20 protein-coding genes are annotated in these 22,217 nt (G+C 56.4%); 11 read left to right on the top strand and 9 right to left on the bottom strand.

What is annotated here, in order from left to right; translation table 11 throughout:
- The first annotated feature begins 14 nt into the window (after window positions 1-14).
- From kdsC to npr, 9 genes are all read left to right on the top strand, one after another.
- Window positions 15-581 carry a 3-deoxy-manno-octulosonate-8-phosphatase KdsC gene (kdsC, locus tag BV390_RS07650; protein WP_032690566.1) on the top strand — a complete coding sequence of 189 codons (567 nt, stop codon included), beginning with the start codon at window positions 15-17 and terminating at the stop codon, window positions 579-581.
- Window positions 578-1,153, top strand: a complete 576-nt coding sequence (gene lptC, locus BV390_RS07645; RefSeq protein WP_032690565.1) for an LPS export ABC transporter periplasmic protein LptC — start codon at window positions 578-580, stop codon at window positions 1,151-1,153. The genes kdsC and lptC overlap by 4 nt, the downstream gene beginning before the upstream one ends.
- Window positions 1,122-1,667 carry a lipopolysaccharide ABC transporter substrate-binding protein LptA gene (gene lptA, locus BV390_RS07640; RefSeq protein ID WP_032697434.1) on the top strand — a complete coding sequence of 182 codons (546 nt, stop codon included), beginning with the start codon at window positions 1,122-1,124 and terminating at the stop codon, window positions 1,665-1,667. Before lptC ends, lptA begins: the two co-directional genes overlap by 32 nt.
- 6 nt (window positions 1,668-1,673) lie before the next feature.
- Entirely contained in the window at window positions 1,674-2,399 is a 726-nt protein-coding gene (lptB, locus tag BV390_RS07635; RefSeq protein WP_004206203.1) for an LPS export ABC transporter ATP-binding protein, read from the top strand.
- 47 nt (window positions 2,400-2,446) lie between these two features.
- On the top strand, window positions 2,447-3,880 hold the full coding sequence (gene rpoN / locus BV390_RS07630; protein WP_032697433.1) for an RNA polymerase factor sigma-54: 1,434 nt from the start codon (window positions 2,447-2,449) through the stop codon (window positions 3,878-3,880).
- A gap of 22 nt (window positions 3,881-3,902) precedes the next feature.
- Complete coding sequence (gene hpf / locus BV390_RS07625; RefSeq protein WP_004868168.1) at window positions 3,903-4,190, top strand: ribosome hibernation promoting factor; 288 nt, start codon at window positions 3,903-3,905, stop codon at window positions 4,188-4,190.
- A gap of 72 nt (window positions 4,191-4,262) precedes the next feature.
- A complete protein-coding gene (ptsN, locus tag BV390_RS07620; RefSeq protein ID WP_015585655.1) occupies window positions 4,263-4,751 on the top strand; it encodes a PTS IIA-like nitrogen regulatory protein PtsN in 489 nt (162 codons plus the stop codon).
- A gap of 45 nt (window positions 4,752-4,796) precedes the next feature.
- Entirely contained in the window at window positions 4,797-5,651 is an 855-nt protein-coding gene (gene rapZ, locus BV390_RS07615) for an RNase adapter RapZ (protein ID WP_004868172.1), read from the top strand.
- Window positions 5,648-5,920, top strand: coding sequence for a PTS phosphocarrier protein NPr (gene npr / locus BV390_RS07610; RefSeq protein ID WP_004868176.1), 273 nt, complete (start codon window positions 5,648-5,650; stop codon window positions 5,918-5,920). The genes rapZ and npr overlap by 4 nt, the downstream gene beginning before the upstream one ends.
- A 61-nt stretch (window positions 5,921-5,981) precedes the next feature.
- Here the strand turns inward: npr and mtgA are convergent, their stop codons facing one another.
- From mtgA to mnmL, 4 genes are all read right to left on the bottom strand, one after another.
- A complete protein-coding gene (mtgA, locus tag BV390_RS07605; RefSeq protein ID WP_032690562.1) occupies window positions 5,982-6,707 on the bottom strand; it encodes a monofunctional biosynthetic peptidoglycan transglycosylase in 726 nt (241 codons plus the stop codon).
- Window positions 6,704-7,357, bottom strand: a complete 654-nt coding sequence (gene elbB, locus BV390_RS07600) for an isoprenoid biosynthesis glyoxalase ElbB (protein ID WP_032690561.1) — start codon at window positions 7,355-7,357, stop codon at window positions 6,704-6,706. The genes mtgA and elbB overlap by 4 nt, the downstream gene beginning before the upstream one ends.
- A 232-nt stretch (window positions 7,358-7,589) precedes the next feature.
- On the bottom strand, window positions 7,590-9,929 hold the full coding sequence (gene arcB, locus BV390_RS07595) for an aerobic respiration two-component sensor histidine kinase ArcB (RefSeq protein ID WP_032697432.1): 2,340 nt from the start codon (window positions 9,927-9,929) through the stop codon (window positions 7,590-7,592).
- Window positions 9,930-10,013: 84 nt separating this feature from the next.
- Complete coding sequence (mnmL, locus tag BV390_RS07590; RefSeq protein WP_049266998.1) at window positions 10,014-10,949, bottom strand: tRNA modification radical SAM protein MnmL/YtqA; 936 nt, start codon at window positions 10,947-10,949, stop codon at window positions 10,014-10,016.
- Between the two features lie 672 nt (window positions 10,950-11,621).
- Between mnmL and gltB the strand changes: the two genes are divergently transcribed.
- Both gltB and BV390_RS07570 read left to right on the top strand, forming a co-directional pair.
- Window positions 11,622-16,082 carry a glutamate synthase large subunit gene (gene gltB / locus BV390_RS07575; protein ID WP_049266964.1) on the top strand — a complete coding sequence of 1,487 codons (4,461 nt, stop codon included), beginning with the start codon at window positions 11,622-11,624 and terminating at the stop codon, window positions 16,080-16,082.
- Window positions 16,083-16,091: 9 nt separating this feature from the next.
- Window positions 16,092-17,510, top strand: a complete 1,419-nt coding sequence (locus tag BV390_RS07570) for a glutamate synthase small subunit (RefSeq protein ID WP_032697430.1) — start codon at window positions 16,092-16,094, stop codon at window positions 17,508-17,510.
- A 73-nt stretch (window positions 17,511-17,583) separates the two neighbouring features.
- On the opposite strand, the gene nanQ is transcribed toward BV390_RS07570, so the two are convergent.
- The 5 genes from nanQ to nanA all read right to left on the bottom strand — a co-directional run bounded on the left by nanQ (window position 17,584) and on the right by nanA (window position 22,206).
- The gene (gene nanQ, locus BV390_RS07565) at window positions 17,584-18,048 is read right to left on the bottom strand and encodes an N-acetylneuraminate anomerase (RefSeq protein ID WP_032697428.1); all 465 of its coding nucleotides are present in this window, start codon (window positions 18,046-18,048) and stop codon (window positions 17,584-17,586) included.
- On the bottom strand, window positions 18,045-18,920 hold the full coding sequence (nanK, locus tag BV390_RS07560; RefSeq protein ID WP_085396772.1) for an N-acetylmannosamine kinase: 876 nt from the start codon (window positions 18,918-18,920) through the stop codon (window positions 18,045-18,047). The genes nanQ and nanK overlap by 4 nt, the downstream gene beginning before the upstream one ends.
- A complete protein-coding gene (locus BV390_RS07555; RefSeq protein WP_032690554.1) occupies window positions 18,917-19,606 on the bottom strand; it encodes an N-acetylmannosamine-6-phosphate 2-epimerase in 690 nt (229 codons plus the stop codon). The genes nanK and BV390_RS07555 overlap by 4 nt, the downstream gene beginning before the upstream one ends.
- A 49-nt stretch (window positions 19,607-19,655) precedes the next feature.
- Window positions 19,656-21,143, bottom strand: a complete 1,488-nt coding sequence (locus BV390_RS07550; RefSeq protein WP_032698721.1) for an MFS transporter — start codon at window positions 21,141-21,143, stop codon at window positions 19,656-19,658.
- Window positions 21,144-21,303: 160 nt separating this feature from the next.
- Window positions 21,304-22,206 (bottom strand): N-acetylneuraminate lyase, encoded by a 903-nt coding sequence (gene nanA / locus BV390_RS07545; protein ID WP_032690552.1) that lies wholly within the window; start codon window positions 22,204-22,206, stop codon window positions 21,304-21,306.
- Window positions 22,207-22,217 lie beyond the last annotated feature (11 nt).

Genomic DNA, 22,217 nt, shown 5'->3' with positions numbered 1-22,217 from the left:
GTAAGGATAAAATAATGAATAATGCTGATGCTCTGCAGGAAACCTGCTACGGGCCAGTAAGCCCTGAGTTTATCGATCGGGCGGCGAAGATCCGTTTATTGATTCTCGACGTAGACGGCGTGCTGTCCGACGGTCTTATCTACATGGGCAACAGCGGTGAAGAGCTGAAGGCGTTTAATGTTCGCGACGGTTACGGGATTCGCTGCGCGCTGACCTCAGGCATTGAAGTCGCGATTATTACCGGACGAAAAGCTAAACTGGTAGAAGATCGTTGTCAGACGCTGGGCATTACGCACCTGTATCAGGGGCAGTCCGATAAACTGCTGGCATTTCGCGAATTATTGAGCAAGCTGGCCGTTCGCCCGGACGAAGTGGCCTACATCGGCGATGATCTTATCGACTGGCCGGTGATGGCCGAGGTCGGCTTAAGCGTGGCAGTGGCGGATGCGCACCCGCTACTGATACCGCGAGCGGATTATGTTACCCGCATCGACGGTGGACGCGGGGCGGTACGCGAAGTCTGCGATTTGTTACTATTGGCGCAGGGCAAGCTGGATGAGGCCAAAGGGCAATCAATATGAGTAAAACCAGACGTTGGGTTATCATTTTACTATCGCTGGTCGCGCTTATTCTGATCGGCCTGAATCTGGCGGGTACGGACGATACCATTCAGCAAGAGATCGGTCCTGATGACCCGACCTATACCAGTGAACATACCGACACCGTTGTTTACAGCCCGGAAGGGGCGCTTAACTACCGCTTAATCGCTGAGCATGTGGAGTATTTTTCCGCCCAGGAAGTATCGTGGTTCACCAAACCGGTGATGACCACGTTTGATACCAACAAGGTACCCACCTGGTCTATCAAAGCGGATAAAGCCAAACTGACTAAAGATCGCATGCTGTATCTTTACGGAAACGTCGAGGTGGACGCGCTGAGCGCGGACTCTCAATTGCGCAAAATTACGACGGATAACGCCCAGATAAACCTGGTGACGCAAGATGTTACCTCTGATGACATGGTGACGTTGTACGGGACGACATTTAATTCCAGCGGCCTGAAAATGCGCGGAAATTTACGCAGCAAAACTGCCGAGCTGATTGAAAAGGTTAGAACCTCTTATGAAATTCAGAACAAACAAACTCAGCCTTAAGGTTGCGCTCGCCAGCGCCTTACTGGCCGCCAGCCTGCCGGCACTGGCAAAAACCGGCGATACCGATCAACCGATTCACATCGAATCCGATCAGCAGTCACTGGATATGCAGGGTAATGTCGTTACCTTCACCGGTAATGTCGTCGTCACCCAGGGGACCATTAAAATCAACGCCGATAAGGTGGTGGTGACCCGTCCTGGCGGTGAAAAAGGTAAAGAAGTGATCGACGGTTACGGTAATCCGGCAACCTTCTACCAGATGCAGGACAACGGCAAGCCGGTGAAAGGCCGCGCGCAGAAAATGCACTATGAATTGCAGAATGATTTTGTGGTGCTGACCGGCAACGCGCACCTGGATCAGCTCGACAGCAACATCCAGGGCGACAAAATCACCTATCTGGTGAAAGAGCAGAAAATGCAGGCGTTCAGCAATAAAGGCGGACGCGTGACGACGGTTCTGGTTCCTTCGCAGCTGCAAGACAAAAGCACCAACCAGCAAAAGAAGGGTAACTAATTCGTTATGGCAACATTAACCGCAAAGAATCTCGCCAAGGCGTATAAAGGCCGCCGCGTGGTGGAAGATGTCAGTCTGACCGTCAACTCTGGCGAGATCGTTGGCCTCCTCGGGCCGAACGGCGCCGGTAAAACCACGACCTTCTACATGGTAGTCGGCATTGTACCGCGCGACGCTGGCAACATTATCATCGACGATGAAGATATCAGCCTGCTGCCGCTGCATGCCCGCGCGCGTCGGGGTATCGGCTATCTGCCGCAGGAAGCCTCCATTTTCCGCCGCCTGAGCGTGTACGATAATTTAATGGCGGTGTTGCAGATTCGTGACGATCTCAGCAGCGAGCAGCGTGAAGACCGCGCGAAAGAGCTGATGGAAGAATTTCACATCGAGCATCTGCGCGACAGCCTCGGTCAGGCGCTGTCCGGCGGTGAACGCCGCCGCGTTGAAATCGCCCGCGCGCTGGCCGCTAATCCGAAATTCATTCTGCTGGATGAGCCTTTTGCCGGGGTTGACCCCATTTCCGTTATTGATATCAAACGCATCATCGAGCATCTGCGCGACAGTGGTCTTGGCGTGCTGATCACCGACCATAACGTCAGGGAGACGCTGGCCGTCTGCGAACGCGCCTATATCGTCAGCCAGGGTCATCTGATCGCCCACGGCACCCCGCAGCAAATCCTTGAAGACGAGCAGGTTAAGCGCGTGTATCTTGGGGAAGACTTCAGACTCTGATAGGGTAGAGGTTACAGACGTTTTAGCCGGAGATATTAGCCCTGAATATGAAGCAAGGTTTGCAATTAAGGCTAAGCCAACAGCTTGCCATGACGCCACAACTGCAACAGGCTATTCGCTTGCTGCAGCTGTCCACGTTAGAACTCCAGCAAGAACTCCAGCAGGCGCTGGAGAGTAATCCGCTGCTTGAGCAAACCGATCTTCACGAAGAGGTAGAAACCAAAGAGGTCGAGGACCGCGAATCGCTGGACACCGTCGACGCTCTTGAACAAAAAGATATGCCGGAAGAGCTGCCGCTCGACGCCAGCTGGGATGAAATCTACACCGCTGGCACCCCGTCCGGAAACGGCGTTGACTACCAGGACGACGAACTGCCTGTCTATCAAGGCGAAACGACCCAAAGCCTGCAGGATTACCTGATGTGGCAGGTTGAACTGACGCCGTTTACCGACACCGACCGCGCCATCGCCACGTCGATTGTCGATGCCGTTGATGACACCGGCTATCTCACCATTCGGCTGGAAGATATTGTCGAGAGTATCGACGATGACGAAATTGGTCTCGAAGAAGTTGAAGCGGTGCTAAAGCGTATTCAGCGCTTTGACCCGGTCGGCGTCGCGGCAAAAGATCTGCGCGACTGTCTGCTGGTTCAGCTTTCCCAATATGCCAAAGAGACGCCGTGGCTGGATGAAGCCCGACTGATCATCAGCGATCATCTCGATCTGCTCGCCAACCATGATTTCCGCTCCCTGATGCGCGTCACCCGACTGAAAGAAGAGGTGCTGAAAGAAGCCGTTAATCTCATCCAGTCCCTCGATCCGCGCCCCGGTCAGTCGATCCAGACCAGCGAACCGGAATACGTCATTCCCGACGTACTGGTACGTAAGGTCAGCGGTCGCTGGGTAGTGGAGCTTAACTCCGACAGCATCCCACGCCTGAAGATTAATCAGCATTACGCGGCCATGGGTAACAGCGCGCGCAATGATGCAGACAGCCAGTTTATCCGCAGCAACCTGCAGGAAGCTCGCTGGCTGATCAAGAGTCTGGAAAGCCGCAATGATACGCTGCTGCGCGTCAGCCGCTGCATCGTCGAACAGCAGCAGGCCTTCTTCGATCAGGGTGAAGAGTTCATGAAACCGATGGTGCTGGCGGATATTGCTCAGGCCGTCGAAATGCATGAATCCACCATTTCACGCGTTACCACCCAAAAATATCTGCACAGTCCGCGCGGTATTTTTGAGCTGAAATATTTCTTTTCCAGCCACGTGAATACGGAAGGCGGCGGCGAGGCATCGTCGACGGCCATTCGTGCGCTGGTGAAGAAGTTAATCGCCGCGGAGAATCCCGCGAAGCCGTTGAGTGACAGTAAGCTGACCACCATCCTGTCCGAACAGGGTATCATGGTGGCACGTCGTACCGTCGCTAAGTACCGAGAGTCTTTATCCATTCCGCCATCTAACCAGCGTAAACAACTGGTTTGATACAACCGATAAGGAAGACACTATGCAGCTCAACATTACAGGACACAACGTCGAGATCACCCCTGCACTGCGTGAATTCGTTAATGCGAAGTTCAGCAAGCTGGAGCAGTTTTTCGACAGGATCAATCAGGTCTATATTGTGTTAAAAGTAGAGAAGGTGACGCAAATTGCGGATGCCAATCTGCATGTCAACGGTGGCGAAATCCATGCCAGTGCGGAAGGGCAGGATATGTATGCCGCTATCGATGGACTCATCGATAAGCTGGCAAGACAGTTAACAAAACATAAAGATAAACTAAAACAACACTAATTGTCCGGGCGCCGCCCTTGCCTGCTGCCGGCTTTCATCGGCGGCAGGCGAGGGGCGCGCTCAGGTGAAATTATGATGAACAACGATTCGGCTCTACAACTGAGCAACGTCCTTAACCAGGAATGTACCCGTAGCCAGGTTCACTGCCAGAGCAAAAAGCGCGCGCTGGAAATCATCAGTGAACTGGCAGCAAAACAGTTAGGTTTGCCACCGCAGGTGGTGTTTGAGGCGATCCTTACCCGCGAGAAAATGGGCAGTACCGGGATTGGCAACGGGATTGCCATTCCGCACGGCAAACTCGAAGAGGATACGCTGCGCGCCGTCGGCGTGTTTGTCCAGCTGGAGACTCCGATCGCCTTTGATGCCATCGACAACCAGCCGGTCGATCTGCTGTTTGCGCTTCTGGTCCCGGCTGACCAGACCAAAACCCATCTGCATACGCTGTCGCTGGTCGCAAAACGACTGGCGGATAAAACGATTTGCCGCCGCCTGCGCGCGGCGCAAAGCGATGAAGAGCTGTATGAGATCATCACCGAAGCAGGAAGCAACGATGACGTATAACGGCCGTCGCCCCCTACCCTTTATCGTACTGAGGAGAAACGGTACATGGTACTGATGATCGTCAGTGGCCGCTCAGGCTCGGGGAAATCCGTCGCTCTGCGGGCGCTGGAAGATATGGGCTTCTACTGCGTAGATAACCTGCCGGTAGTGCTGTTGCCTGAGCTGGCGAGATCGCTGGCCGACAGAAACATCTCTGCCGCCGTCAGCATTGACGTGCGTAACATGCCGGAATCGCCAGAGATCTTTGAACAGGCGATGAAAAATCTGCCTGAGGCATTTTCCCCTCAGCTGCTGTTCCTTGATGCTGACCGCAATACGCTGATCCGCCGCTACAGCGACACCCGTCGTCTGCATCCGCTATCAAGCAAAAATCTGTCGCTGGAAAGCGCGATTGACGAAGAGAGCGCCCTGCTGGAGCCGCTGCGTTCCCGCGCCGACCTGATCGTCGATACTTCAGAGATGTCGGTACATGAGCTGGCGGAAATGCTCCGTACCCGTCTGCTCGGCAAGCGCGAACGTGAGCTGACCATGGTCTTTGAATCCTTTGGCTTTAAGCACGGTATCCCGATTGATGCCGATTACGTCTTTGACGTACGCTTCCTGCCAAACCCGCACTGGGATCCGAAACTGCGTCCAATGACCGGTCTGGATAAACCGGTGGCCGCCTTCCTTGACCGGCACACGGAAGTTCACAATTTTATTTACCAGACCCGCAGCTATCTTGAGCTATGGTTACCGATGCTGGAAACCAATAATCGCAGCTATCTGACGGTGGCGATTGGTTGTACCGGCGGTAAACACCGTTCGGTCTACATTGCCGAACAGCTGGCTGATTACTTCCGCTCACGCGGTAAGAACGTGCAGTCTCGCCATCGGACGCTGGAAAAACGCAAATCATGACCGTAAAGCAGATCGTTGAAATCACCAATAAGCTGGGGATGCATGCCCGCCCGGCGATGAAGTTGTTTGAGCTGATGCAGAATTATGATGCGGAAGTCCTGCTGCGCAACGACGAGGGGACGGAAGCGGAAGCCAATAGCGTCATTGCCCTGCTGATGCTCGACTCTGCCAAAGGTCGGCAAATCGAGATTGAAGCCAACGGTCCGCAGGAAGTCGAGGCGCTGGCAGCGGTGATCGCGCTGTTCAACGCCGGTTTTGACGAAGACTAAGCATTCCCGCCTCTTCCCCGGCTGTACAACGCTGACCGGGGCTATTGTTTCTGCCGTGACCTCACTTCAGCTTGTTCGCCTGCATAAATCCTTCTCCGCCTAACTGACGCATCTGACGCAGGATCCACGCCTGCCGACTGCGGACATAGCCGGACGGCGCATCGGCGCGAAAGCGAATCGGGTTGGGCAATACTGCGGCCAGGAGCGCCGCTTCAGAAGCGGTTAACTTGCTCGCAGGCTTGTGAAAGTAGCGTCGGGATGCCGCTTCGACACCGAACGTCCCTTCCCCAAATTCCGCGATATTCAGGTAGACGGTCAGAATCCGTTTTTTACTCCATACCGTCTCAATCCCTACCGTTAACCCTGCCTCCAGCCCTTTGCGCAACCAGCTGCGGCCATCCCACAAGAACAGGTTCTTCGCCGTTTGCTGCGAGAGCGTGGAGGCGCCGCGCACGCGGTTTTCCTGACGTTCATTGTGCGCCAGCGCTTTCTCTATCGCTGATACATCAAAACCCCAGTGTTCGGGGAATTTTTGATCCTCCGCAGCGATTGCCGCCAGCCCCATCCACGGCGAGATCTCGTCCATCCCGACCCAGTCGGAATGGGCGACATAATGAAAATCACCGCTCAGCCATGCGCCGATTTGTCGCTCGAGCATAACGGCTGAAAACGGCACCGGCAGTATGCTAAACAGCGCGATGCCGCCTCCCCAAAAGGCTGTCGCAATCAGCAGAATGCGCAATAAAAAGCGTTTAATCATTCGCAACGGGGCCGAACGCACGCTCATTCAGTCAGAACCAGCACGCGAGCCACCAGCTTCTCAATCCCGCTTGCCGCTTCCGCAATGTTCTGCGCCAGCATCCAGGCCGGGGTCGTCACCACCTTATGCTCTTCATCGACGACGATATCATCGACCGGGCAAGGAACGTGTTCTGCCCCCATCTCTTCCACCACCTCAGCGGTATCAAGATCGGTGCCGATGGTTATCCGCAGCGGGATCGGGAAAATTTTTGGCAGCAGCGCCGGGGCGATACACATAAAGCCCAGGGGCTTGCCCGCTTCATGCATCGCCAGCGTCAACGCCTTCAGGTCGCTATCGATCAGGCATTCGGCCCCTTGCGAGGCAAAATTGCTGAGGTTCTTCGCCGCGCCAAATCCGCCAGGGACAATCAGCGCATCCAGATCTTCCGCCCGGGCCGCCGCCAGAGGCTGAATATCGCCACGGGCAATACGCGCGGCCTCAACCAGAACGTTGCGGCTTTCGGCCATCGGCTCACCGGTCAGGTGGTTGATCACGTCCGTTTGCGCTTTATCCGGGGCGAAACAGAGGGCCTGTGCACCGCTACGGGCGATCGCCAACAGGGTAATGACCGCTTCATGGATCTCCGTTCCGTCATAGACGCCACAGCCGCTCAATACCACGCCAATCTTTTTCATACTGCCAGCTCCTTAGTGCAACTTGCTGAAACCAGTCAAAAATTTTGATTTACACGCATTGCTTCACATATTTTACTGATTCACGTAACAAATTATTTAAGGTTTGCTATCTTAATGAGCGAGCAAACCAAATCCTCAGGTTGCGCTACGTAAAAATATCTCTAAAAATTCTGGCGCAACGACCAGTTCCCTGGTGTTGGCGCAGTATTCGCGCACCCCGGTTTATCCGGGGTCATTTTTTATGTGCCGCTGCAACCCATGCCTTCAGCACGGCCACATCGTTCTGCCACTCGGATTTCATCTCTTCCACCCATTCACCAACGTTATCCGACCACGCCGGCAGGTCCGGAGTCTGAATCTGCTGTCCAAGCTGTTGAATATGCCGCAGGCCAATAGACCCCGCCGCGCCTTTAATTTTATGCCCTTCATCGACGATCCCTTTCTGGTCGCGAGCGGTCAGATTAGACTCCAGTACCGCCATATAGCCCGGCATCATCTTCTCAAAAACCGCAAGGCCATCGTTGATAAGCTTTGGCCCCACCAGCTCGATATACTGCTCAAGCATTGGGATATCCAGCACGGATGCCGATTTACTCACATCCACGGTCGGCATTTCGCACTCATCCTCTTCCGGCGAATCCCAGAATTTTTTAATCATAGCCGTAAGCGCCGGCACCGATAGCGGTTTACTCAGGACGTCGTCCATTCCGGCATCGAGATACTCTTTTTTATTTTTCAGGACGTTGGCGGTCAGGGCAACCAGAGGCGGTAGCTCGTCGGCGGCAAAGTGCTGCTTAAGATGACGAGAAATATCCAGGCCCGTCATATCCGGCAGCTGGATATCCAGCAGCACCAGGTCGTACTCGCCCGGTTCAAACATCTCCAGCGCGGCCTTACCGGTCATCGCCACATCGACGCTGTTGCCCAGCTTCTCCAGCACCGAGCGCGCCACAATCACGTTGAGCTCGATATCCTCGACCAACAGCACGTTCAGCGCCGGCAGGGGCATCTCATCTTCAGTCAGCATATCTTCCACTTCTTCCGCCACCGCCGGCGCATGCACGGTCAGCGTAAACGTGGCCCCCTGGCCCGGCTGGCTGGAGACGTTAATGTCGCCGCCCATATTGCGAGCCAGACGACGCGATACGGCAAGACCGATCCCGGTGCCTGTCGCAGGCTTGCCACCGTGGCTGTCTTTCACCTGATAATACATCGCGAAGATCTTATCCTGCTCGGCTTCGGGAATGCCGATGCCGGAATCTTCCACTTCAAAATGCAGGATATCGCCTTCATCATAACGAACGCGAACGGTGACATTTCCACCTTGCGGGGTGAATTTCACGGCGTTACTGATGAGGTTCCACAGAATCTGCCGCAGACGCGTCCCGTCGGTCACCACTTTATGCGGCAGCGGCAGCGTCGGATCCAGGACAAAGCGCAGCCCTTTCTGTTGCGCCTGCAGGCCGGAGAGGTTTTCCAGATCGGCCAGGAAACCGGTGAAATCGACCTGCTGATTATCCAACTGGACTTTGCGCCGTTCCATTTTATCCATGTCGATAATATCGTTGAAAATATTCCCCAACGTGACGGCAGAAACATGGATAGTTTTGAGGTATTTTTCCTGCTCACCGGTCAGCTCGGTATCCAGCAGGATACGACTCAGCCCGACGATGCCGTTAAGCGGCGTGCGCAGTTCGTGGCTGATCGTTGAGATAAAGGTGGTCTTATCGCGGCTGGCGCGCTCCAGCGCATCCTGGTAGCGCTTACGTTCGGTAATATCGCGGCCAAAGCCCATCAGTCCACGGCGCTTGCCGACGCGGTCATAGTAAGGAACCTTGCGGATTTCAAAGCAGGCTTTACGCCCGTCCGGATAATCCAGCCACTGCTCGTAGGTCAGCGACACATTATGGCGGAAGACTTTTTCGTCAGTCTCCAGCACTTTAACCGCCGCCTCTTCGTTATAGACATCCTGAGGTTTCAGGTGGATAAGCTGCTTTTCACTTTTCCCGGTCAGTAGTTCCATCGCCCGGTTACAGCCAGAAAACTCTTTGTCTTCATTGCGATAGAATACCAGGTCCGGTGAGGCATCAAGGAAAGAACGGAGGAAGGAGGATTGCTGTTCCAGCTGAATTTGCGTCTCTTCACGCTCTTTCATCTCAATCTTCAGCTGTTCCAGCGTCGTCTCGCGTTCGGCTTCCGCCTTTTCACGCTCGCCAATCTCTTGATTGAGCTGCGCGATATTATCTTTGAGCTGCACGTTAAGCTGCAGGTCGCGCTCGCGCATCTCCTCCAGTTTTTCCACCAGCCGGGAGAGACGCTGCCGCGACTCTTCCAGTTGCTCCACCACCACCGACAAAAAGTAGACTGCCCAGGGGGTTATCAGCAGACCAAAGAAGATAGAGCGGATAACGTCGATGCTCTCAACCTGGCCATGCAGAACCATCGTGACGGCCATCTGTACCACAATCGCCAGCACCACCAGGGCAAGGGCCAACAGCATGGAAAAACGCACCAGACCCAGCTTCATCATCAGGTCGACATAGTACTGCGCCAGCATACGGATTTGCTTCATAAGGGATTCCTTCGCGACAACTCCGCACAATAATACCCAATTCTGAGCAATACGCTGTAAGTTGTGCAAAAAATGCGGGCGCCCTTACTCTAAAGCTGCGCGCGGCACCCAGGCTTGTCCCAGCGCCGAGCCCTGCACGCCATGTTGGTTGAGATAACGGTCAAGTTCAACCATCCCGGTCCAGCGATTCTCACACCACAGGGGGGCCAGCAGCGTCGGCCGCCGGGCGCTGGCGGAAATGCGGTGATAGATCACCTCAGGTGGCGTGTGGCGAATCATCTCCCCGGCAATGATCGTATACTCATCCAGCGCAATCGCCTGCAACCGCCCCGCCTGCCAGGCTTTGGCCATCGTACTGCCGGTGACGATATGCAGCGGATGCAGTTTGATACCATCCACGCCGGTATCCACAACCTGTTCCAGCGTTTGCAGGCAATGGCTCTGCGCCTCGCCCGGGAGCCCGACTATCAAATGCGCGCAGACCTTCAGCCCGCGCTCACGCGCCAGTCGGGTCGTACGCTGATAACAGGCAAAATCATGCCCACGATTAATCCGCTGCAGCGTTTTGTCATGCGCCGTCTGTAAGCCTAGCTCCAGCCACACTTCGTAACCCTGTTCCCGATAGCCGCTGAGCAGATCCAGTACCGCCTCCGGGACGCAGTCAGGACGAGTGCCCACGCACAGTCCAACGATATTGGCCTGACTCACCGCCTGCTGATACATCGAGCGCAGTACCTGAACTTCGGCAAAGGTGCTGGTGTAAGCCTGAAAATAAGCGAGATAGCGCTTTGCGCGATTAACCCGCTGCGCCTGATGTGCCAGCTGTTCAGCAATAGAGTGGTGCTGCTGTTCTTCGTCAGCAAAAGAGGCAACGTTGCAGAACGTGCAGCCTCCGCGGCCGATAGTGCCATCGCGATTCGGGCAGCTAAACCCGCCATGCAGCGTCAGTTTATGAACCTTTTCGCCATAGCGCCGCGAAAGATCCCCACCAAACATATTGACTAATTTCTGTAACTGCATAATCTGATAGACCGGCCTGAAGAAAGGGGCCAAGCCTGCCATTTTTAGCCACCGACGGCGATGACCTGGATCAATCGTCAGCGCGGCCGCTCAGCTCATTGCATAAACACTCAAGATAACTGCAATTTCATTCACTCACTCTGTGATGACTTTTCCTTATACTTAACCTCAGGTTTGCCATTATCTTCATCAGGGCAAAAAACAGTGTTATTTACCGCCTTCAAGGTAACAGGCAGATAAATACTCTGCGATAAATAGGCAGTTCAGCACAGATCGATAATGTTACGCTATCGATATAGTGAGACAGATCACACTAGATTATGCTTTCCGCTACGTTTCAGCGCCGCTTAAAACACAACTATTATCTTAATTATCATAACGTTAAACCCTGTATAGCACATTTTTGTATAAATAAGATTGCCATTTGACGTAAGTGCGGATTCCCGATAAGTTGGGAATCCGCTGGAAGCTTTCTGGATGAGCACTCTGCTCATCATATTTATGCAGTAATTGAGATTCCCTCTTACAGCAAGTCCTCAAACTTGCGTACCGATGCGAAAAGGATTTAAAGAGGGCGAATGCGAGGTGCAAACCCCGTCGCCATGCTCTTTCTGTGCCCGTGCGCAATCGGTATCGGAGGGTGTCCCGTAGAGCCTGGGGAGGTTCACTGATATGTTGTACGATAAATCCCTTGAGAGGGATAACTGTGGTTTCGGCCTGATCGCCCACATAGAAGGCGAACCTAGCCACAAGGTAGTGCGTACCGCTATACACGCACTGGCCCGAATGCAGCACCGCGGCGCGATCCTTGCCGATGGTAAAACCGGCGACGGTTGTGGCTTGCTGCTGCAAAAACCTGACCGTTTCTTCCGTATCGTTGCGGAAGAGCGCGGCTGGCGTTTAGCCAAAAATTACGCCGTCGGGATGTTGTTCCTTAATAAAGATCCTGAACTGGCGGCTACGGCACGCCGCATCGTTGAAGAAGAACTACAACGTGAAACCCTGTCCATCGTCGGCTGGCGCGAAGTGCCGACCAACGAAGGGGTTCTCGGTGAAATCGCCCTCTCCTCGCTGCCCCGTATTGAACAAATTTTTGTTAACGCCCCGGCAGGCTGGCGCCCGCGCGATATGGAACGTCGTTTGTTCATCGCCCGTCGCCGCATTGAAAAGCGTCTGCAGGAAGATAAAGATTTCTACGTTTGCAGCCTGTCGAATCTGGTGAACATTTACAAAGGTCTGTGTATGCCGGCTGACCTGCCGCGCTTCTACCTGGACCTCGCGGACCTGCGTCTGGAGTCGGCAATCTGCCTGTTCCACCAGCGCTTCTCCACCAACACCGTACCGCGCTGGCCGCTGGCACAGCCGTTCCGCTACCTGGCGCACAACGGCGAAATCAACACTATCACCGGCAACCGCCAGTGGGCGCGCGCGCGTACCTACAAGTTCCAGACGCCATTAATTCCGGACCTGCACGATGCGGCACCGTTCGTGAACGAAACCGGCTCCGACTCCAGCTCCATGGATAACATGCTTGAGCTGCTGCTGGCCGGCGGGATGGATATCGTGCGCGCCATGCGTCTGCTCGTACCGCCAGCCTGGCAGAACAACCCGGATATGGATCCGGAGCTGCGCGCCTTCTTTGATTTTAACTCCATGCATATGGAGCCGTGGGATGGCCCGGCGGGCATCGTGATGTCCGACGGCCGCTATGCCGCCTGTAACCTCGATCGTAACGGCCTGCGCCCGGCGCGCTACGTCATCACCAAAGACAAGCTGATCACCTGCGCTTCAGAAGTCGGGATTTGGGATTACCAGCCTGACGAAGTCGTCGAAAAAGGCCGCGTTGGCCCGGGCGAACTGATGGTTATCGATACCCGCGGCGGACGTATTCTGCACTCTGCGGAAACCGATGATGACCTGAAAAGCCGCCACCCTTACAAAGAGTGGATGGAGAAAAACGTCCGTCGCCTGGTGCCGTTCGAAGATCTGCCTGACGAAGAGGTTGGCAGCCGTCAGCTGGATGATGACACCCTCGCCAGCTTCCAGAAACAGTTTAACTACAGCGCAGAAGAGCTGGACTCCGTCCTGCGCGTTCTGGGCGAAAACGGCCAGGAAGCGGTCGGTTCAATGGGCGATGATACCCCGTTTGCCGTGCTCTCCAGCCAGCCGCGTATCATTTACGACTACTTCCGTCAGCAGTTCGCGCAGGTTACCAACCCGCCGATCGACCCGCTGCGTGAAGCCCACGTGATGTCGCTGGCCACCAGCATCGGCCGTGAAATGAACGTCTTCTGCGAAGCGGAAGGCCAGGCGCACCGCCTGAGCTTCAAATCGCCGATCCTGCTGTACTCCGATTTCAAACAGCTCACCACCATGGAAGAGGAGCACTATCGCGCCGATACGCTGGATATCACCTTTAACGCCGCGGAAACCTCGCTGGCCGACACGGTGAAGGCGCTGTGTGATAAAGCCGAACAGATGGTGCGTAACGGTACCGTTCTGCTGGTGCTCTCCGATCGTAATATCGCCAAAGATCGTCTGCCGGTTCCGGCACCGATGGCGGTAGGCGCGATTCAAACCCGCCTGGTGGATAAGAGCCTGCGCTGCGATGCCAACATTATCGTTGAAACCGCCAGCGCCCGTGACCCGCACCACTTCGCGGTGCTGCTGGGCTTCGGCGCCACGGCTATCTATCCGTACCTGGCCTATGAAACGCTGGCGAAGCTGGTCGATAACAAGGCCATTGAGAAAGACTACCGTACAGTGATGCTGAACTACCGTAACGGCATCAACAAAGGCCTGTACAAGATCATGTCTAAGATGGGCATCTCGACCATCGCCTCCTACCGCTGCTCGAAGCTGTTCGAAGCGGTTGGCCTGCATCGTGAGGTTTCCGACCTGTGCTTCCTCGGCGTTGTCAGCCGCATCGGCGGCGCGGGCTTTGATGACTTCCAGCAGGATCTGCTGAATCTGTCTAAACGCGCCTGGCTGGTCCGTAAGCCGCTGGATCAGGGCGGTCTGCTGAAATATGTTCACGGTGGTGAATATCACGCCTACAACCCGGACGTAGTCCGCACGCTGCAGCAGGCGGTTCAGAGCGGTGAATACCACGACTATCAGCAATATGCGAACCTGGTAAATGAACGCCCGGCCGCAACGCTGCGCGATCTGCTGGCGCTGAATCCTGGCGATGACGCCATCAGCATCGACCACGTTGAATCGGCCAAAGAGCTGTTCAAACGCTTCGATACCGCCGCCATGTCTATCGGTGCGTTAAGCCCGGAAGCTCATGAATCGCTGGCGGAAGCGATGAACAGCATCGGCGGCTTCTCTAACTCCGGCGAAGGCGGCGAAGACCCGGCGCGCTATGGCACCAACAAAGTGTCGCGTATTAAACAGGTCGCTTCCGGTCGCTTCGGCGTCACTCCGGCTTACCTGGTCAACGCCGACGTTATCCAGATTAAAGTTGCTCAGGGCGCGAAGCCGGGCGAAGGCGGGCAGCTGCCGGGTGACAAAGTCACGCCGTACATTGCCAAACTGCGCTATTCGGTCCCGGGCGTGACCCTGATTTCACCGCCGCCGCACCACGATATTTACTCTATCGAGGATCTGGCGCAGCTGATTTTCGACCTGAAACAGGTCAACCCGAAAGCGATGATCTCCGTGAAGCTGGTTTCCGAACCGGGCGTCGGCACCATCGCCACCGGCGTGGCCAAAGCCTATGCCGATCTTATCACCATCGCCGGTTACGACGGTGGTACGGGGGCCAGCCCGCTCTCCTCCGTGAAATACGCCGGTTGTCCGTGGGAACTGGGTCTGGTGGAAACCCAACAGGCGCTGGTGGCTAACGGTCTGCGTCACAAGATCCGTCTGCAGGTGGATGGCGGCCTGAAAACCGGCCTCGACATCATCAAGGCGGCGATTCTTGGCGCAGAAAGCTTCGGCTTCGGCACGGGCCCGATGGTCGCGCTCGGCTGTAAATATCTGCGTATCTGCCACCTGAACAACTGCGCAACCGGCGTAGCCACTCAGGATGACAAACTGCGTAAGAACCACTATCACGGCCTGCCGTTCAAGGTGACCAACTACTTTGAATTCATCGCCCGCGAAACCCGCGAGCTGATGGCTGAGCTTGGCGTGAAGCGTCTGGTGGATCTGATTGGCCGTACCGACCTGCTGAAAGTGCTGGATGGCTTTACCGCGAAGCAGCAGAAGCTGGATCTGAGCAAACTGCTGGAAACCGCCGAGCCGCATCCGGGGAAAGCGCTGTACTGCACCGAAAGCAACCCGCCGTTTGATAACGGCGTGCTGAACGCGCAGCTGCTGCAGCAGGCAAAACCGTTCGTGGACAGCAAGCAGAGCAAAACCTTCTGGTTCGATATCCGTAATACCGATCGCTCCGTTGGCGCGTCGTTGTCCGGCTATATCGCCCAGACCCACGGCGATCAGGGGCTGGCGGCAGACCCGATTACCGCGCACTTCAGCGGTACCGCAGGCCAGAGCTTCGGCGTGTGGAACGCCGGCGGCGTAGAACTGCATCTGACCGGTGACGCGAACGACTACGTGGGTAAAGGGATGGCAGGCGGTCTGCTGTCAATCCGTCCTCCGGTGGGCTCCGCCTTCCGCAGTCACGAAGCGAGCATCATCGGTAACACCTGTCTGTACGGCGCGACCGGCGGTCGTCTGTACGCAGCAGGCCGCGCAGGCGAACGTTTTGCGGTGCGTAACTCCGGTGCCATTACCGTGGTAGAAGGCATCGGTGATAACGGCTGCGAATACATGACCGGCGGCATCGTCTGCGTACTGGGTAAAACCGGCGTCAACTTTGGCGCAGGGATGACCGGCGGCTTTGCTTACGTCCTGGATGAAGACGGCGATTTCCGTAAACGTGTGAACCCGGAACTGGTGGAAGTGTTGGGCGTTGACTCTCTCGCTATCCATGAAGAGCACCTGCGTGGTCTGATTACCGAACACGTGCAGCTTACCGGTTCGTCTCGTGGCGAAGAGATCCTGGCCAACTGGCCGGCTTTTGCCGCGAAATTCGCGCTGGTTAAACCAAAGTCCAGCGATGTTAAAGCACTGTTGGGTCACCGTAGTCGTAGCGCAGCAGAGCTGCGTGTGCAGGCGCAGTAAGGAATTCAGATGAGCCAGAACGTATACCAGTTTATCGACTTACAGCGCGTTGATCCGCCAAAGAAACCGCTGAAGATCCGTAAAATTGAATTTGTAGAAATTTACGAGCCGTTTTCAGAAGGCCAGGCCAAAGCCCAGGCAGACCGCTGCCTGTCCTGCGGCAACCCGTACTGCGAATGGAAATGTCCGGTCCATAACTACATCCCGAACTGGCTGAAGCTGGCCAATGAGGGGCGTATTTTTGAAGCGGCAGAACTGTCGCATCAGACCAACACCCTGCCGGAAGTCTGCGGGCGCGTCTGCCCGCAGGACCGTCTGTGCGAAGGCTCCTGTACGCTGAACGACGAGTTCGGCGCGGTGACTATCGGCAACATCGAACGCTATATCAACGATAAAGCGTTCGAGATGGGCTGGCGCCCGGACCTCTCCGGCGTGAAACCAACCGGTAAAACGGTGGCGATCGTCGGTGCTGGTCCGGCAGGACTGGCCTGCGCAGACGTCCTGACCCGCAACGGCGTCAAAGCCGTGGTATTCGATCGCCATCCGGAAATCGGAGGCCTGCTGACCTTCGGTATCCCGGCGTTTAAGCTGGAAAAAGAGGTGATGACCCGCCGCCGTGAAATTTTCACCGGCATGGGGATTGAGTTCAAACTCAATATCGAAGTGGGCCGTGACGTTCAGCTTGACGATCTGCTGAAAGATTACGACGCCGTGTTCCTCGGCGTGGGGACCTATCAGTCCATGCGTGGCGGGCTGGAAAACGAAGACGCGAATGGTGTCTTTGATGCGCTGCCGTTCCTGATTGCCAACACCAAGCAGACCATGGGCTTTGGCGAAACGGCAAGCGAGCCTTACGTCAATATGGAAGGCAAACGCGTGGTGGTTCTCGGCGGTGGCGACACCGCGATGGACTGCGTGCGTACTTCCGTACGTCAGGGCGCGACTCACGTTATTTGCGCCTACCGTCGCGACGAAGAAAACATGCCGGGCTCCAAACGCGAAGTGAAAAACGCGCGTGAAGAGGGCGTCGAGTTCCAGTTCAACGTTCAGCCTCTGGGCGTAGAAGTGAATGCTAACGGCAAAGTGTGCGGCGTGAAAATGGCGCGTACCGAGATGGGCCAACCGGATGCCAAGGGGCGTCGTCGTGCGGAGATCGTCGCAGGCTCCGAGCACGTGGTCCCGGCAGATGCGGTGGTGATGGCGTTTGGTTTCCGCCCGCACAGCATGGAGTGGCTGGCGAAGCACGACGTTGAGCTGGATTCTCAGGGCCGTATTATTGCGCCGGAAGGCCATGAAAACGCATTCCAGACCAGTAACCCGAAAATCTTTGCCGGCGGCGATATCGTGCGCGGTTCCGATCTGGTGGTGACGGCGATTGCCGAAGGTCGTAAAGCGGCTGACGGGATCCTGAACTACCTGGAAGTGTAATCAATAAACCCGGATAAACTGTCTGTCCGGGTCTCTGACAGAGCCCGCTGGCGCAAGCCCGCGGGCTTTTTTATCATGCCAGCAGAGCGGCGCGGACCTTAATGACCACTTTTTTAATCCCGGCGCTGTGCCCGACCTGGCAACCGGGTTTGTGTGGTTCATCGGGCATGAAAACCGCAAACATATCCGGATGCAAGGTCAGTACCTGTTCCCCGCGTATCCGACGACAAAGCTGATAATCCTCATCAGGATGCGCTTCTTCGCACTCACAGGCCGACCCCGCCACGCCATAAAAGATCCGTTCCTCCCCCGCCAGTAAAATCTGGATATCGATAAACTGGCTATGCAGTTCGGCTTTTTTCTCTTCCGGCACACCGCTATGAAACTGCATGACGTTCATCAATACATTGTCGCCCTGCAGCTCATAACGCCCGGGGGCGATAGTGTGCAGATCGTGGGCCTGCGCCAGGGCGATAGCCCGGACCAGAACCGCCGGAAGACCGGCATGCGAAGGCTGCCGTAGATGACCCAGAATCATACCTTTCCTCCCTGTGCCCATAATGCCGCCCCTAACAGGCCCGCATCATGCCGATAGTAAGCTTCCCGCAGCGGAACATGATAGACCGCAGGTTCTTGTGACAAGTACTTCTCAACCCGCGGCAGGTAGCCGCCTGCAAGACCGATACTGCCGCCGATCACAACGCAGGCGCAGTCCGTAACGGCCTTCAGGTCAGCAATCAGTCGGGCCAGCGTACGTGCCGATCGCTGAATCAATATCTCCGCCTGCGGGTGTCCCTCGCTCGCCAGAGCAAATATCGCTTTTGCATCCAGCCCGCTGAGCTCACCGCCGGCCGCCGCCGCGATGCCGCGCCCGGAAGCGATAGCCTCGACACAGCCTTTCCGGCCGCAGCCGCAGAGTGGTCCATCAGGATCCGCCAGCGTATGGCCACAATGACCGGCCAGACCTCCGCGACCGGTCAGCAGCCTGCCCTGGCTGACGATCCCCCCGCCAACGCCGGTTGAAACGGTCAAAAAGAGCATCTCGCTGACTTTCTCCGGCAGCGCATGATATTCCGCCCATGCTGCGGACTGAGCATCATTGAGGGAAATACCGGGCAACGCCGTGAGGTCGGATAAACACGCCTGCAGGGGAAAATGCGCCAGTCCTCCCAGATTTTCTGGATTGATGGCCGTCAGAATGCCGTCCCGAATGATGCCGGTGGAGGCGATAGCAAAACGATCCGCGCGCGTCGAGAGAGGGGCCACCAGCGCCGCCAGCGCGGCAGCTAATGCCGCCGGCGTCTGACTGGCTGGCGTGGGGACTTCACGTCGCTCCAGGAGGGTCAATCGGCTGTCTATCAGTGCGGCGGCTAGCTTGGTGCCGCCAATATCAATCGCCAGCGTCGTCATTGCACCGCCTTTTTCAGCGCCGTATTGTACCACTCGCAAATGTGTTCCAGCCGCGTAATGGCGGAGCCTACGGTCACCGCCCAGGCGCCGTGACGCATGGCCTCTGCCGCCTGCGCTGGCGTGTTGTAGCGCCCTTCGGCAATCACCCGACAGCCCGCTGCGTGTAGCGCCTGTACCAGCGCCAAATCAGGCTCTTCCGGCGTGTGCGCCGTGGTATACCCCGACAGGGTGGTGCCGATAATTTCCGTACCGAGCTGCTGACAGAACACCCCATCTGCCACGGATGAACAGTCGGCCATTGCCAGCTTGTGCTGCTGATGGATACGGGCCAGCAGGGCTTCCACCGCCACCGGGCGCGGCCGACGGGTACCATCGAAAGCAATAATATCCGCCCCCGCCTGCGCCAGAGCATCAACATCCTCTAAAAATGGGGTAATGCGTACCGGCGAATCATCGAGGTCACGTTTGAGAATACCGATAATGGGTACGGTCACCCTTGCGCGGGTCGCACGCAGATTCTCAACGCCTTCGATACGCAATGCCACCGCCCCGGCCTGTTCGGCCGCCAGCGCCATCGCCGCGACAATCGCCGGCGTATCCAGCGGGCTACCGGGGACCGGCTGACAGGAGACAATTAACCCGCCGCTGGCGTGGATGCGGTTATCCAGTTGTTCAAGCAAAGACATAATAACTCCCTGAGTATGCTCAATGCCCGGCCCGAGGGCCGGGCGCAGATTACCTGGTTTTCATTAATTCACTTTTACCGGCACCGAACGGCACTGCGCCGCTCAGGGGCCTGCCATCAATCGCATCGTGAGTTCGCACCGCTTCCGGGCGGATCCAGCGCTGAACACGCGAGGGCATATCCAGCCCGATAAGCAGGATCACCACAAAGGTCAGGCCGAAAGAGAGCGATCCCAGCGTCGTGCCCAGATCCATCCGCTGCGCGATCAGCGCACCGAGAATCGGCGCGATCGCCCCACCTAAGGCCCCGACGTTATAGGTAAAACCCAGGCCCGCAGCACGCTGATCGGTATCGAAATAGCCGCCGATCAATTTAGGCAAGATCCCGGAGATCCCCTGCCCAAGCATCTGCTGGAAGAACAGTAACAGTCCCAACACCCACACGTTGGTGCCGCCGATAGCAAAGACGGGAATAATCAACAGCTGGGAAGCCAGCAGGCTACAGACATAGGCTTTGCGCGTTCCCAGCCAGTCACCGAGAAAACCGCCGACGCAACAGCCGACCGCCGCACCAAAACCGCTGAAGAACAGCACCTTCGCCACGGTCGTATGATCGTAAGCGAGCTCCGTTTTAAGATAGGTGGGCAAAAGCGCCTGGATAGGCCATGAATAGAGAAAGGCGAACAGGACGACTACCATCAGCGTCACGCCCGTTGGCCAGCGTTTACCGCTGCTTTGCACCATAAAGCTGATAAAGATCGTGGTGCAGAGCAGCCCCAGTGCGACCACGATTCCGGCATTGTTGAGCTCGCCGGCGAAACAGAACCACAGCGCCGTCGCCGCCACAATGGTCAGGAAAATATTGATCGCCCGGTGTTTACCGCAATAGAGGATATCCACCATGGTCCGCACCGGCGCCTTACCCTGATGCTTCTCTTTCCAGTCTTCGGCTTCCGGGATGTTTTTCCGCAGCCACAGCGCAAAAATAATCGGCACGATGCCAATGAAAAAGAGCGCACGCCATCCCCAGACCGGTACCACCAGGCTGTAGATTTGCGCGGCAATCACCGCCCCGACGGAAAAGCCGGAGATCAGAAAACCACTGGCCTTGTTACGCAGCTGCTTTGGCCAGCTTTCAATGACATAGGTCGCACTGGATCCATATTCCCCCGCCATCCCCATGCCAATCACCAGACGGGCGATAAACAGGGTGGTAAAACCGGTGGCAAAGCCGCAGGCCAGCGTGCCGACGGAAAAGAGAATAATACTGGTGACCATGGCCAGCCGCCGTCCGTAACGATCGCCCATTGCGCCCAGCATCAGGCCGCCAAACCAGCGAGAAATGAAGGCGGCTGAGATCAGACTCGCCGCCTCTACGGTTGTCAGACCAAAGTCAGCCTGGATTTCTGTCAACACCAGGGCAATCAGGACAAAATCAAAACCATCAAGCAAATATCCCAGCCAGGCGGCGGAGAAAGCCCGCCACTGCGCCCGGTTGAGATGGCGATACCACGGGATGTTCTCGGTCGTTGCGATCATTTTACTCTCCCGCGATGGGTCAGACCCACGCTTGGTTTGCCATACCAGATGTCGCTATCACCGCACCCGATATAGACCGTGTTGTGACCCGGACCGGGCGCATAGCGCCTCCATCCGGGAATATCCCCGCTCGCACAATGCGGCGGGGAAACCGCTAGCCTCAAGCCAGCCGCGCTTTCTCCTGCTGCAGCTGTTGCGCCAGCGCTTTCAGCTCCGGCAAGAACTGCTCAGCAACCGGAGCGAACGGTTTGCGACATAGCGGTTCAGCGACCACATCCATGTAGTGCAGCACGGTTTTCAGCCCCCGGAATACGCCGGTTTTAATCAGCAGATCGATCGCCTTGTTGCATTCACACTGCAGCCTTTGCGCTTCCGCTATATCGCCCGCCCGCAGCGCTTTCACGATCCCCTGATAGCGCCAGCCCATAATGTTATAGGTGCTACCGATCCCGCCATCGGCGCCGGCCAGCAAGCCAGAAGCAAAAATCTCGTCATAGCCGTTGTAAAGCACCAGATCCGGATGCGCCCGGCGGATCTGCTCCATCTGGTAAAGATCGCCTGAGGTCTGCTTCAATGCCCCCACGCCCGGCAGCCTCACCAGCGTATTGATCTGATCCAGGGAGAGCTTCACGCCGCTCAGTGCCGGGATGTTGTAGACCACCATCGGTAAGCCATTGGCTGAATCAATAATGGCCTGGTAGTGGGCGCAGTGCTCTTCAAAGCTGAAGGGATAGTAGAACGGCGTGACGGCGGACACGGCATCATAGCCATAGCTCTCCGCAGCTTCAGCCAGTCGCTGGCTCTCCAGCGTGCTGACGCAGCCAACATGGGCAATCAGCGTCATTTTTCCCTTCGCTTCTTCCGCTACGATCTCCAGCACTTGCTGACGTTCTGCACTACTTTGCACAAAAGCTTCACCGGTCGAACCGCCAACGTACAACCCGTCGATTCCCTGACTCAAATTGAAACGTACCAGCCGGCGCAGACTCTCTTTATCCAGCTTTTGTTCCCCGTCAAACGGCGTAAGCAGCGCTGCCATGACTCCACGTAAATTAACCGCCATATCTCACCTCG

The organism is Klebsiella sp. YJ, from assembly GCF_002108615.1.
Classification (GTDB): domain Bacteria; phylum Pseudomonadota; class Gammaproteobacteria; order Enterobacterales; family Enterobacteriaceae; genus Klebsiella; species Klebsiella planticola.
The sequence above is the reverse complement of the archived record's forward strand: the minus strand, read 5'-3'. Positions and strand labels throughout refer to the sequence as shown.